General features: G+C 68.7%; 6 protein-coding genes. 5 read left to right on the top strand and 1 reads right to left on the bottom strand.

Features of this window, described 5'->3' with window-relative positions; translation table 11 throughout:
- Nucleotides 1–125: 125 nt before the first annotated feature.
- Nucleotides 126–4,418: a GH92 family glycosyl hydrolase gene (locus CVV72_RS07760; RefSeq protein WP_219151722.1), complete on the top strand. Its 4,293-nt coding sequence runs from the start codon at nt 126–128 to the stop codon at nt 4,416–4,418.
- Nucleotides 4,419–4,508: 90 nt separating this feature from the next.
- On the opposite strand, the gene CVV72_RS07755 is transcribed toward CVV72_RS07760, so the two are convergent.
- Nucleotides 4,509–5,909, bottom strand: a complete 1,401-nt coding sequence (locus CVV72_RS07755) for an MFS transporter (RefSeq protein WP_219151721.1) — start codon at nt 5,907–5,909, stop codon at nt 4,509–4,511.
- A gap of 190 nt (nt 5,910–6,099) precedes the next feature.
- On the opposite strand from CVV72_RS07755, the gene CVV72_RS07750 reads away from it, so the two are divergent.
- Genes CVV72_RS07750 through CVV72_RS07735 form a run of 4 tightly spaced genes read left to right on the top strand, consistent with a single transcriptional unit; the run spans nt 6,100 to nt 12,996 of the window.
- Nucleotides 6,100–6,981 carry an RNA polymerase sigma-70 factor gene (locus CVV72_RS07750; protein WP_219153861.1) on the top strand — a complete coding sequence of 294 codons (882 nt, stop codon included), beginning with the start codon at nt 6,100–6,102 and terminating at the stop codon, nt 6,979–6,981.
- Between the two features lie 45 nt (nt 6,982–7,026).
- Nucleotides 7,027–7,785 carry an SDR family oxidoreductase gene (locus CVV72_RS07745; protein ID WP_219151720.1) on the top strand — a complete coding sequence of 253 codons (759 nt, stop codon included), beginning with the start codon at nt 7,027–7,029 and terminating at the stop codon, nt 7,783–7,785.
- Between the two features lie 55 nt (nt 7,786–7,840).
- Nucleotides 7,841–10,912 carry a GH92 family glycosyl hydrolase gene (locus CVV72_RS07740; protein WP_219151719.1) on the top strand — a complete coding sequence of 1,024 codons (3,072 nt, stop codon included), beginning with the start codon at nt 7,841–7,843 and terminating at the stop codon, nt 10,910–10,912.
- Nucleotides 10,909–12,996: an FUSC family protein gene (locus tag CVV72_RS07735; RefSeq protein ID WP_219151718.1), complete on the top strand. Its 2,088-nt coding sequence runs from the start codon at nt 10,909–10,911 to the stop codon at nt 12,994–12,996. Before CVV72_RS07740 ends, CVV72_RS07735 begins: the two co-directional genes overlap by 4 nt.
- Nucleotides 12,997–13,038 lie beyond the last annotated feature (42 nt).

Below are 13,038 nucleotides of genomic sequence, written 5' to 3'. Positions count from 1 at the left end.
GTTTCCGGGCATCCGGGTTGTCCAGTTCGGGCCAGGTTTGTCCGAGTGTCTTGACATCGATGTCACAACCGAGTTTTTCTCTCTGGGCGTCACCGGTCCCCCTGCGAGAAAGCATTGGTGCAACGATGCCCCGAAGCGTCAGACCTTGGGTCTGCAGCCTTCTGAGTGCCACGGTCGTGGCGTCCGGGCTGGTAGCCCTCCCTGCCACCGCCGCGGCCGAAGAGGCCCCAGCGGATTTCTACTCCTCGTTCGAGCCGGGCGAACCGCAGCCGACTTGGAGCGACACCGTCGACGTCGACCCGTCCGGCAAGCCGAAGGCCTTCGGTGTCGACGGCGCGAACGCCACCACCATCCCCGGTGACATCCGCGGCAAGGTCACCGAGGTCTCCGCCAACAGCGAGAACACCCCGAACGAGGGCGTGGCGAACCTCGTCGACGGCTCGACCGACACCAAATGGCTGGCCTGGACCCCGACCGGCTGGGCGCAGATCACGCTGTCCGAGCCGACGTCGATCACCCGGTACGCGCTGTCCTCGGCGAACGACTTCGACAACCGCAACCCCCAGGACTGGACGCTGAAGGGCTCCGCCGACGGCCGGTCGTGGACCGATCTGGACACGCAGACCGGGCAGAAGTTCAGCGAGCCGTTCCAGAAGAAGGAGTACCGCCTCGCCGCCGCGAGCGCCGCGTACAAGTTCTTCCGGCTCGAGGTCACCAAGAACAACGGCGGCCCGATCCTGCAGCTCTCGGAGCTGCTGCTGGCCAACGAGGACCCGGCCCCGCCGGCGCTGCCGAACATGCGCAGCTTCACCGACAGCGGCCCGGGCAGCGGGTACACCAGCAAGAACCGGGTCGGGTTCACCGGTCTGCGCGCGTTCCGCTACTCCGGCAGCCACAAGGCGCAGGGGCACGGCTGGTCGTACAACAAGATCTTCGACGTCGACATCCCGGTGGCGGCGACCTCGGAGCTGTCGTACAAGGTGCAGCCGGAGTTCATCCGCGGCGACCTCAAGTACCCGAGCACGAACGTCGCGGTGGACCTGGCGTTCACCGACGGCACCTACCTGAGCCAGCTCGGCGCGGTCGACCAGTACGGTTTCGGGCTCTCCCCGCAGGGCCAGGGCGCGAGCAAGGTGCTCTACACCAACCAGTGGAACCTGGTGCGCTCGCAGATCGGCGTGGTCGCGAAAGGCAAGACGGTCGACCGGATCCTCGTCGGCTACGACAACGCCGACGGCCCGGGCTCGCTGCAGGGCTGGCTGGACGACATCAAGGTCTCGGCGACGCCGACGCCGCCGGCGAGCCTCCGGCCGTCCGACAACGTGCTGACCACGCGCGGTTCCCTGTCCAACGGGTCGTTCTCGCGCGGGAACAACATGCCCGCCACCGCGGTTCCGCACGGGTTCAACTTCTGGATCCCGACGACCGACGCGGGCACGTTGAGCTGGATGTACTCGTACCACTCGCGCAACAACGAGCAGAACCTGCCGGCGCTGCAGGCGTTCTCCGCGAGCCACGCGCCGAGCCCGTGGATGGCGGACCGGCAGACCTTCCAGTTCCTGCCCTCCACCGCGTCCGGGGTGCCGAATCCCGACCGTGAGGCGCGGAAACTGCCGTTCAAGCACTCGAACGAGACCGCGCGGGCGCACTACTACGGCGTCGACTTCGAGAACGGGATCAAGGCCGAGGTCGCGCCGACCGATCACGCGGCGCTGTACCGCTTCAAGTTCCCCGGGGCGGACTCGAACCTGATCTTCGACAACGTCAACAACAACGGTGGGCTGACCCTCGACCCCGCGGGCCGGTCCATCACCGGGTACAGCGACGTCCGCAGTGGACTCTCGGCCGGTGCGACCCGGATGTTCGTCCACGCCACCTTCGACAAGCCGGTGACCGCGGGTTCGAAGCTGTCGACCGGTTCGGGTGACCAGAAGCGGGACAACGTCCTCGGCTACCTGAAGTTCGACGCGGGCGCCGACAAGACGGTGAACATGCGGATCGCGACGTCGCTGATCAGCGTGGACCAGGCGAAGAAGAACATGGAGCAGGAGCTCGCCCCGAACGCGACGCTGGAGTCCGTCGCCGGCGCCGCGCAGAACGCGTGGGACGAGAAGCTCAAGGTCATCGAGGTCGAAGGCGCCTCGAAGGACCAGCTGATCACGCTGTACTCCAACCTGTACCGCCTGTTCCTGTACCCGAACTCGGGCTTCGAGAACGTCGGCACCATCGAGAAGCCCGTGAAGAAGTACGCGAGCCCGGTGTCGCCCAAGGCCGGCCCGGACACGCCGACGCAGACCGGGGCGAAACTGGTCGACGGCGAGTTCTACGTCAACAACGGGTTCTGGGACACCTACCGCACGGTGTGGTCGGCGTATTCACTGCTCAGCCCGGACACCGCGGGCAGGCTCGTCGACGGTTTCGTGCAGCAGTACCGTGACGGCGGCTGGATCTCGCGCTGGTCCTCGCCCGGGTACGCGGATCTGATGACCGGGACCAGTTCGGATGCCGCGTTCGCGGACGCCTATCTCAAGGGGGTCAAGGGTTTCGACGTCAAGTCGGCCTACGACTCGGCGATCAAGAACGCCACCGTGACCCCGCCGAACGGCGCGGTCGGCCGCAAGGGCATCGACGAGGGCACGTTCCTCGGGTACGCGCCGAACACCGCGGACCACGGGTTCTCGTGGGCGATCGAGGGTTACGTCAACGACAACGCGATCGCGAACATGTCGAAGAAGCTCCACGACGAGGCTCCGGCGAACGACCCGCGCAAGCAGGAGTACCTGGACAACTACGGGTACTTCACCGAGCGGGCGACGCAGTACGTGAACGTGTTCGATCCGAGTGTCGGCTTCTTCCAGGGGCGTGACGCGGCGGGCAAGTTCACCCGGAGCAAGGAGGAGTTCGACCCGGAGGTCTGGGGTATCGACTACACCGAGACCAACGCCTACGGCATGCGGTTCTCGGTCCCGCAGGACGGACAGGGCCTGGCGAACCTCTTCGGCGGCAAGGCGGGGCTGGCGTCCAAATTGGACGAGTTCTTCGCCAAGCCGGAACAGGGGCTCAAATTCGGCACCTATCCCGGGGTCATCCACGAGATGACCGAGGCGCGGGACGTGCGGATGGGCATGTACGCGCATTCGAACCAGGCCGCGCATCACACGCTCTACATGTACGACTACGCGGGTCAGCCGTCGAAGACGCAGGCCAAGGTGCGCGAGGCGCTGGCCAGGTTGTACGTCGGCAGTGAGCTCGGCCAGGGCTACGGCGGTGACGAGGACAACGGCGAGCAGTCGGCTTGGTGGTTGTTCGGCATGCTGGGCTTCTACCCGTTGCAGGTCGGCAGCTCGGATTACGCGATCGGCTCGCCGTTGTTCACCAAGGCGACCGTGAACCTGCCCGGCGGCAAGAAGATCGTGGTCAACGCGCCGAAGAACAGCGCGAAGAACGTCTACGTGCAGGGTCTGAAGGTGAACGGCAAGGCACAGACCTCGACGTCGTTGCCGCATTCGGCGATCGCGAACGGCGGGACGCTCGACTTCGACATGGGCCCGAACCCGTCGTCGTGGGGTACCGGCCCGGACGACGCGCCGAAGTCGATCACCAAGGGCGACGCGGTGCCGACCCCGGTGCACGACCTGACCAAGCCGGTCTCCGGCGCGGACGCCGCGTTCTTCGACAACACGTCGCGGACCGAGGCGAAGGTCAAGGCGCCGATCCAGTATCAGGTTCCCTCGACGAACGAGGCGGGTTCGTTCTACACGCTGACTTCGGGCAAGGGCGCGGGTGACGCGAAGAGCTGGGTGCTGAAGGGCTCCTACGACGGGAAGACGTGGGCGGTCGCGGACCAGCGGACCGACCAGACGTTCCAGTGGCGTCAGCAGACCAGGGCGTTCAAGATCGCGAATCCGGCGCACTACGCCTACTACCGGCTCGAGGTCACCGCGACCACGGGTGGCGAGGCGTCGCTGGCGGAGTTCGAAGTGCTGGGCAAGCCCGACGCGACGTGCACGGAGACGATCACCGGCGAGCGCAAGGGTCCGCTGACCGTGCGGAACGGGGTGACCTGTGTGGACGGGGCGACGATCTCCGGTCCGGTGTCGGTGTCGGCGGGTGCGAGCCTGATCGTCCGCGGCGGCTCGATCTCCGGGCCGCTGACGGCGACCGGCGCGGCGCAGGTCGTGCTGGACCGGACGAAGGTGGGCGGCCCGGTGGCGATCACCGGGACGACCGGAGCGGTCTCGATCGAGCTGACCGAGATCGGCGGGCCGGTGGCGTTGACGGGCAACAAGGGGCCGGTGCTGACTGCCAGCACGATCGGCGGACCTCTGGCGTGCGCGGCCAACTCCCCCGCTCCGACGGACTACGACCTGCAGAACACCGTCCGCGGCCCGGCCGCCGGGCAGTGCGCGAAGCTGTAGCCCTCCGGTAAGTACGTGAAGGCCCCCTTCACTGCGTCTAGCGCAGTGAAGGGGGCCTTCACGTACTTCGGCCCCCACGCAATTCGTCACCTACTTGCGGCCGCGGAGGATGCCGAAACCGACGATGACGGCGGACAGCAGGGTGAGCGCGAGCCCGGCGTAGGTGATCGCCGCCGGGAAATCGGCCGACTGCCGAGCCGCGGTCAACGCGCCGGGGAAGACCAGCGCGAGGATGGTGCCGCTGAGCGCGATACCGATCCCGGTCGTGACCTCGCCGACGGTGTCGACGAGCGCGGCTCCGATGGTGGTCCGGTTCGAGGGCAGGCCGCGCATGACGTTGGTGCCCGCCACGACACCGACCACGCGCATCCCCGCCGCGACGAGGGCGAGCGCGACGGCTGTCCAGGCGTAGCCGAGCCCGCCGAACACGGTGTAGACCGCGAGCCCGCACACCACCGCGGCGGCGCTGAGCCAGGCGGCCTTGGTAAGACCGACGCGGGTGATCAGCGGACCGATGAGGGCGCCGCCGGCGAGGAGGACGACGACCTGGGGCAGCATCCCCAGCGCCGCTTGGGTGGGTGTCCAGCCGAGCCCGAACTGGAGTTGCAGTGTCACGAGGTACCCGAGCCCGGCGGTCGCCAGCCCCGCCGCGGCTTTGAGCGCCAGGCCGCTGGACACGAGCGGGCAGGCGATGAGTTTCAGGTCGAGCAACGGGTGCCGGGCGGTCTTCTCGCGGAAGACGAAGCAGGTTCCTGCGGCGAGCGCGGCCACGGCGGTGCCCCAGGGCAGAGCCGAGGCGGTGCCCGCTTCCACGAAAAGCGTCGGGGCGAGCAGCGCGAGGACGATCGTCGCGGTTCCCAGCGCCGCGCCGGCGATGTCGATCGGATCGCGGTGCAGGCCGGCGGGATCGTCGGCGGGGATACCGGCCCGGATGCCGAGGAACGCGAGCGCGGCGATCGGCGCGTTCACCAGCAGCAGCGCCTGCCACGGCGCGACCGTGAGTACCAGCCCTCCGGCGGTGGGGCCGACGGCGAGGCCGATCAGGCCCACGGTCGAGATCAGTGTGGTCGCGCGGACACGCAGCACGTCCTCGTCGAACAGGCGGAACGCGAGGGCGAGTGAGCCCGGGGTCGTCATCGCGGCCGCGACACCCATGAGCGCCCGGACGGCGATGAGCTGCCATGCGGCGGTGACGAGCGGCGTGGCCAGGCTCGCCGCTCCGAGCAGGACGAGCCCGGTGAGCATGATCTTGCGCCTGCCCACCCGGTCGGCCAGCGCGCCGAACGCCAGCATCAAGCCGCCGAATACGACGGAGTAGGCGCCGGTCACCCATTGCAGGGTGGTCGTCGAGGCGGAGAGCTCACGGCCGATGGTCGGCAACGCGACGTTGAGGATCGAGTTGTCGAGCATCTCGACCAGGAAAACGGCCGAGAGCCCGGCCAATGCGGGCCATTTCCCGGCCAGTGAGGGGCTTGGGACAGGGGAACGCATCACGTACTCCTTCGAGGTGAAGGAGTGACGGTTCGTTCGATACCGCGTATGCGCGTGCCCGGTACGGCGGGCACGTTTCTACCCCGATATCCCGATCATAGCCGGGCCGCAAGCGCCCCCCACGATACAGTCACGGTGGACGTCAGCACTGATGTGTCCACAGTGGACCACAAGGGATTCGCAGGGGATGATGGACGACGCCACGGAGTTCGAGCGGCTGCGGCCCGCCATGTTCGGCCTGGCGTACCGTCTGCTCGGTTCGGCGGCGGAGGCGGAAGACGTCGTTCAGGACGCCTACCCGAAGTGGGCGGGTGCCGAACGCGGGTCGATCGCGTCGCCGCGGGCGTGGCTGGCGAAGGTGGTCACCAATCTCTGCCTGAACCGGCTGACCTCGGCCAGGGCTCAGCGGGAGCGTTACGTCGGGCCATGGCTGCCCGAACCGGTCCTGACCTCGGACGACGCGCTCGGTCCGCTGGAGACGGCGGAGCAGCGGGAGTCGGTGTCGCTGGCGATGCTGGTGTTGCTGGAGCAGCTCGGCCCGGTCGAGCGTGCGGTGTTCGTGTTGAAGGAGGCCTTCGCCTACAGCCATCGCGAGATCGCCGGGATCCTCGACGTCTCCGAGGTCAACTCGCGCCAGCTGCACAGCCGCGCGCGACGGGCGCTGGACCGATCGGACGAGCGACGGGTTTCGAACCCGCGACAGCTCGAGGAACTGGTCGAGAGCTTCCTGTCGGCGGCGCGGGACGGCGATTTGCCCGCTTTGGAGAGCTTACTGGCCGCCGACGTTACCGCGTGGTCGGATGGTGGCGGCAAGGCCACCGCTGCCCGGCGTCCGGTGCACGGCGCGGCGAAGGTCGCGCGGCTGTACGCCGGGATGTTCGCCGGCGTCGGGCCGGTGTCGATCGAGATCCTCGAGGTCAACGGCGGCCCGGCCGTGGTCGCGACGGCCGGTGACGTCCTCTACGGCATCCTCGGGTTCGAGGTGGTGGACGGCCGGATCCGGGGGCTCCGCGCGGTCGCGAATCCGGAGAAACTCGCGTTCCTTTCGGGACAGTTGTCACGTTCCGGGTAGCCCGCCGGTTCTCGAGGGTGGAAGCTCTCGTGAACGGAGGACAACGTGACGAACCCGATTCTGGTGACCGGCGGTACCGGCGACCTCGGCCGCGAGGTCGTGCGGCGGCTGGTGGCCGAAGGCCGGCCGGTCCGGATCATGAGCAGGCGACCGCGTCCCGCCGAGGAGCCGAACGAATGGGCGCGGTGCGATCTGAAGACCGGTGACGGCCTCGCCGAGGCGGTCGAGGGTGTCTCGGCGATCATCCATTGCGCGTCGACGCTGGGCCGAGGGGACGAGCGGGTGACGCGGAACCTGGTCGAGGCGGCGCGGCGGGCGGGCGATCCGCATCTGGTGTACATCTCGATCGTCGGAATCGACGTGATCCGGTTCTTCTACTACGACGAGAAGCTGGCCTCGGAAAAGGTGATCGAAGAGTCCGGTCTGCCGTGGACGGTGCTGCGCGCGACGCAGTTTCACGAGCTCGTCGCGCGTGCGTCGTCGGCGCAGCGGCGGCTGCCGGTGACGTTCATGCCGTCGGGGTTCCGGTTCCAGCCGGTCAGCACCGCCGATGTCGCGGACAGGCTGGTCGAGCTGGTGTCCGGCGAGCCGTCGGGGCGGGTGCCGGACATGGGCGGCCCCGAAGTGCGGAGCGCCCGTGACCTGGCGGAGGCGTATCAGCGATCGGTGGGGCGCCGGAAGCCGATCGTGTCGCTGTGGCTGCCGGGCAGGGCGGCGCGGGCGTTCCGGGCGGGCGGCAACCTGACACCGGAGAACGCGACCGCCTCCGGCACGTTCGAGGAGTTCCTTTCCTCACGCGTTTAGTCCTCCGGATGCGGCACACCGAGCCGCGCTCACGCGTCCGAGTTACGGTGGCCTGGTGACGATCACCGGGTTCTTCTCCTCTTTCGAAACGGGTGATCCGCAGCCGGTGGATCCGGCCCTGCGCGTCGGCACTGGCCCGGCGTCGTCGCCGACCGCGAAGGCCGGTGTCGGGTTCACCGGCGCGCACGCCCTTCGCTACGAGAACACGTTGCGCGCGACCGTGTTCGAAGTGGACGTCGAGGTCACCGGCGACACCGAACTGTCCTATGTGGTCTTTCCCGAAGCCGGAACCGACTACCGGGGCACTTTCGCGGCGCTGGACGTCGAGTTCGCCGACGGGACGTCGGCCGGGTTCAGCGCCACGGAGCAGGGGCTGGACAAGACGCTGTACGTGGACCAGTGGAATCTCGTGCGCCGCCGGCTTGGCGAGTTCGCCGGACGGCGAATCGCCCGGATCGTCCTGGTCAGCGAGCCGCCGGACGGCGAGAGCGCGGGCTGGGTCGACGACGTCCGGATCTCCGAACGCGCGATCGAGATCCGCGAGCCGGTCGACCACGTCCGCACCACCCGCGGCACGCATTCCAGCGACAAGTTCTCCCGGGGCAACAACTTCCCCGCGACCGCGGTCCCGCACGGCTTCAACTTCTGGACCCCGGTCACCGACGCGGGCGCCACTAACTGGATCTACAGCTACCACCGCCACAACGACTCCGCGAACCGTCCGGCACTGCAGGCGTTCGCGCTGTCGCATCAGCCGAGCCCGTGGATGGGTGACCGGCACACCTTCCAGGTGATGCCGGGGATCGGTCCGGTCGAGGCCGACCGGGCCCGGCGCGCGCTCGCGTTCTCCCATGACAACGAAGTCGACCGGCCGCATCACTACGGTGTCCGGTTCGCCAACGGCGTCACCACCGACATCGCCCCGGCGGATCACGCGGCGCTGTTCCGCTTCACCTTCCCGGGTGATCGAGGCTGGCTGCTGTTCGACAACGCCCGCAACCGGGGCGGGTTGCGGCTCGACGCGGCGAACGGCGTCGTGACCGGCCACACCTGGGTGCGCAGCAGGTTGTCGACCGGGGCACGGCGGATGTTCGTCCATGCCGAGTTCGACGTCCCCGCCGAATCCGGCGGAAGGATCCGGCGCCCGATGTGGCGCACGGTGACCGGTTTCCTGGAGTTCGCCGCGGGCGAGGTGACGATGCGGATCGCGACGTCGCTGATCAGCCTCGCGCAGGCCAAGCGGAACCTCGACCAGGAGATCCCGGCGGGTACGAGCTTCGAGCAGGTCCGTGACCAGGCCCGCGTGCGGTGGGCCGAGGTGCTGGACCGCGTCGAGATCGAGGGCGCGACCGAGGACCAGCGCACCACGTTCTACTCGAACCTCTACCGGCTGTTCCTGTATCCGAACTCCGCGCACGAAGTCACGCCGAAGGGTGTCCGTCACGCGAGCCCGGTCATCCGCCGCCTCTGGCCCAGCACGCGCACCAAGACCGGCGCGAAGGTCGTGGACGGCGAGATGTACGTCAACAACGGCTTCTGGGACACCTACCGCACCACGTGGCCGGCGTATGCCCTGCTCACACCCGGCAGGTGCGGGCGGATGATCGACGGATTCGTCCAGCAGTACCGCGAAGGCGGCTGGATCTCGCGCTGGTCCTCCCCCGGCTACGCCAATCTCATGACCGGCACCAGCTCCGACGTCGCGTTCGCCGACGCGTACCTCAAAGGCGTACGCGGATTCGACGTCGAGGCCGCCTACGAAGCGGCGCTGAAGAACGCGACGGTGACCCCACGCGGGCAGAGCGTCGGCCGCAAGGGCCTCCACGAGTCGATCTTCCTCGGCTTCACGCCGACGTCGGTCCACGAAGGTCTGTCTTGGGCACTGGAAGGCTGCATCAACGACTTCGGCCTGGCCAATTTCGCCGAGGCACTCGGACATGACGACGACGCCGCATACTTCCGGCAGCGTTCACAGCACTACGCGAACCACTTCGACCACCTGATCGGGTTCTTCCAGGGCCGCAACCGTGACGGCAGCCGCCATTTCGCCCCCGAGGGCTACGACCCCGAGGCGTGGGGCGGCGACTTCACCGAAACGAACTCCTGGAACACGGCCTTCTCGGTGCCCCACGACGCCGCCGGGCTCGCCGCCCTGCACGGCGGCACCGAAGCCCTGGAGTCCAAACTGGACACTTTCTTCGCGACCCCGGAGACCGGCCGCAAACCCGGCTCCTACGGCGGGCTGATCCACGAGATGACCGAGGCTCGCGACGTCCGGATGGGACAGTACGGGCATTCCAACCAGCCGTCCCACCACATCCCCTGGATCTACCACTACGCGGGCGCGCCCGCCAAGACGCAGCGGATCGTGCGGGAGGTCCTGCGGAGGCTCTACGTCGGGAGCGACCTCGGCCAGGGCTATCCGGGCGACGAGGACAACGGCGAGATGTCCGCTTGGTACGTCTTCGCCGCGCTCGGGTTCTACCCGCTGGCGATGGGCAGCCCCGAGTACGTGATCGGCGCGCCGCTGTTCACCAAGGCCACCGTCCATCTTGAGAACGGGAAGGACCTGGTCGTCGAGGCGCCCGGCAACACCGCCGACACCGTGTACGTCCAAGAGCTCACGATCGACGGACGTCCGCACGACAGCGGCACACTCGCGCATTCCGCCCTCGCCGAGGGCGCCGTGCTGAGGTTCACGATGGGCGAGCAGCCGTCGGAGTGGGGGCGCTCTCCCGCCGAGCCCGCCGACCCGCGACCGCTCACGGACATCACGGTGCCCGCCGGCCCGCTGTTCGACGACACCACCAAGACCGAGGCCACCTTCCCCGAGCGTCATCCTGTCATCGAGTTCCCCGTCGAGGACGGGTCGCGGGAGGTGGTGATGTACACGCTGACCTCGGGCAGTCGCGGAGGCGATCCGCGTTCGTGGGTGCTGGAGGGATCCGACGACGGCGAGCACTGGACGCTGCTGGACCGGCGTGAGGGCGAGAAGTTCCGGTGGCGCCGTCAGACGCGGCCGTTCGCCCTCGGCGGGCCGGCGCGGCACGCCCGATACCGTCTTCGCGTCACCTCGTCCACCGCCCGGCGGGTCACCCTCGCCCAAGGAGAGCTGCTCGCCCGATGATCACCCGCATCACCCAGGCCACGACCGATCGTCTGGTCGCCTCCGATCCGGGCCTGGTCCGGCTCCGGCTCGGCTTCTCGGCCGTCCTCAGCATCATCGTCGCGGTGCTGGCGATCCTGCCGTTCCACCAGCCCCTCACGGTCACCCTCGTCGCCGCGATCGCCGCGATGACCTCCGCTTTCACCGTCAACGACGAGACCCCGGGTAAGCAGGCGGTGACGCTGGTGCTGGGGCTCGTGCTCGGCGCGGCGTCGCTCACCGCGGCGAGCGTGGGATCGGCGGTGCCGCCGCTCGACAGCATCGTGTTCGTCCTGCTGATCTTCGTCGCGGTCTACGCCCAGCGGTTCGGCTCGCGCGGCATCGCCCTGGGCTCGCTGTCGTTCTTCCTGTTCTTCTTCGCGATGTTCCTGCAGACGCATTTGAAACAGGTCCCGGCGCTGCTGCTGGCGCTGACCATCGGGATCGCGGCCAACGCGGTGGTCCGGTTCGTCCTGCTGCGCAGGCACACCGACGCGGAGTTCCTCAGGATCCGGCGGGCGTTCCGGGCCCGGCTCGCCGCGGTGGTACGCGCGGCCGAGGACCACCTCGCGGTGGGCGGCAGCGAGCGCACTCGCAAACGGCTCCGCAGGACGAACGCCCGGATGCACGAGTCCGTCCTGCTCATCGAGGACACCGCACCGGAGGTGACCGGAGCGGATTCGGTGAACCGGCTCCGCCGCCGGGCGATCGAGGTCGAGCTGGCGGTGCAGTGGCTGACGATCACAGTGCAGCGCACCTGTGCCGAAGACCTCGACGACGACGTCCGCGACGATCTGATCGCGCGGATGCGGCGCTTCCGGTCGCTGATCGAACGCGACCCGCGAGAGCTGCCGCTGATCAGCGAGACCGAAGAGTTCAGCAAGATGCTGGTGGAAGGCAGCCGGATCGACGAGCACGCCGCGCCCGGTGACGGCGTCCGCCGCGCGCTCGCCGAACTCGCACTGGCCGACGTGCGCGCACAGCGAGTGGCCGAGCACGACGTCTCCGATGCCGCCGACGATCCCGAAGACCCCGAGGAGGAGAAGTCGTCGGCGTTCGCCTACGACAACCAGACGCGCAGCGCCATCCAGGCCGTGGTGGGCGGCGGGCTGGCCGTGCTCGGCGGGGAGCTGGTGTCGAGCCAGCGGTGGTACTGGGCCGTGCTGACCGTGTTCGTGGTGTTCATCGGCTCGTCGACCGCGGGGGCGACGTTCGTCAAGGGTGTCCGGCGGCTCGGCGGCACGCTGATCGGGATCGTGGGCGGGCTGGTGCTGACGCTGCTGGTGTCGGGCAGCGTGCCGGCGACGCTGGCGCTGATCCTGGTGTGCGTGTTCGGCATGGTCTACATGGCGCGGGTGTCGCAGGTGATCATGGCGTTCTTCATCACCAGCATGCTCGGGCTGCTGTACAGCCTGCTGGGGACGTTCAGCATCGAGGTGCTGTGGATCCGGGTCGCGGAGACCGCCGTCGGCGCGGCGGCCGGGGTGCTGGCGGCGGTGGTGATCGTGCCGGTGCGAACCCGGGCGGTGATGCTCGACGACGTCTCGGCACTGCTGGAGGAACTGGACGAGTTCGTCGAGAAGGCGGCGGTGCTGCTGTCCGGCGCGGAGAACGTGAGCGTCATCGAGAAGTCCCGTGACCTGGACCGGGCCGTGGACAAGGTCCGCACGACGATCGAGCCGCTCACCCATCCGGTCAATCTCAGCAGCCGTCGTGACTACGGCTGGCACGTGCTCACGACCGTGGAGACGATCGCCTTCCGCGCCCGCCACGTCGCGGCCCGGTCCCAGCCCGGTCTCCTGCTCAACGAGGCGGACCGGCTGCTGCTGTACACCGGACGGATCCGGGAGAACACCGCGATACTGAGGAAGGCGATCGGGGACCCCGGCGCATCGGGGCACGGGACGCTGATCCGGGACGACGGCACGCCGGTGGCGGACCGGATCGACGATCCGCGGGCGCGTTCGGTGCTCACCAGCCTTGGGCACCTCGACGAGACGGTCATCGCGCTGGGCCGCGTGTTCGGGGTCGAGGCCACCGACCCGGAGCCCTCCGGCAAGTCGTGAGTGGTAAGGACGGTTAGAACCGTCCTTACCACTCACGAGCCG

The organism is Amycolatopsis sp. TNS106 (assembly GCF_019330265.1).
GTDB classification, from domain to species: domain Bacteria; phylum Actinomycetota; class Actinomycetes; order Mycobacteriales; family Pseudonocardiaceae; genus Amycolatopsis; species Amycolatopsis lurida.
The sequence above is the reverse complement of the archived record's forward strand: the minus strand, read 5'-3'. Positions and strand labels throughout refer to the sequence as shown.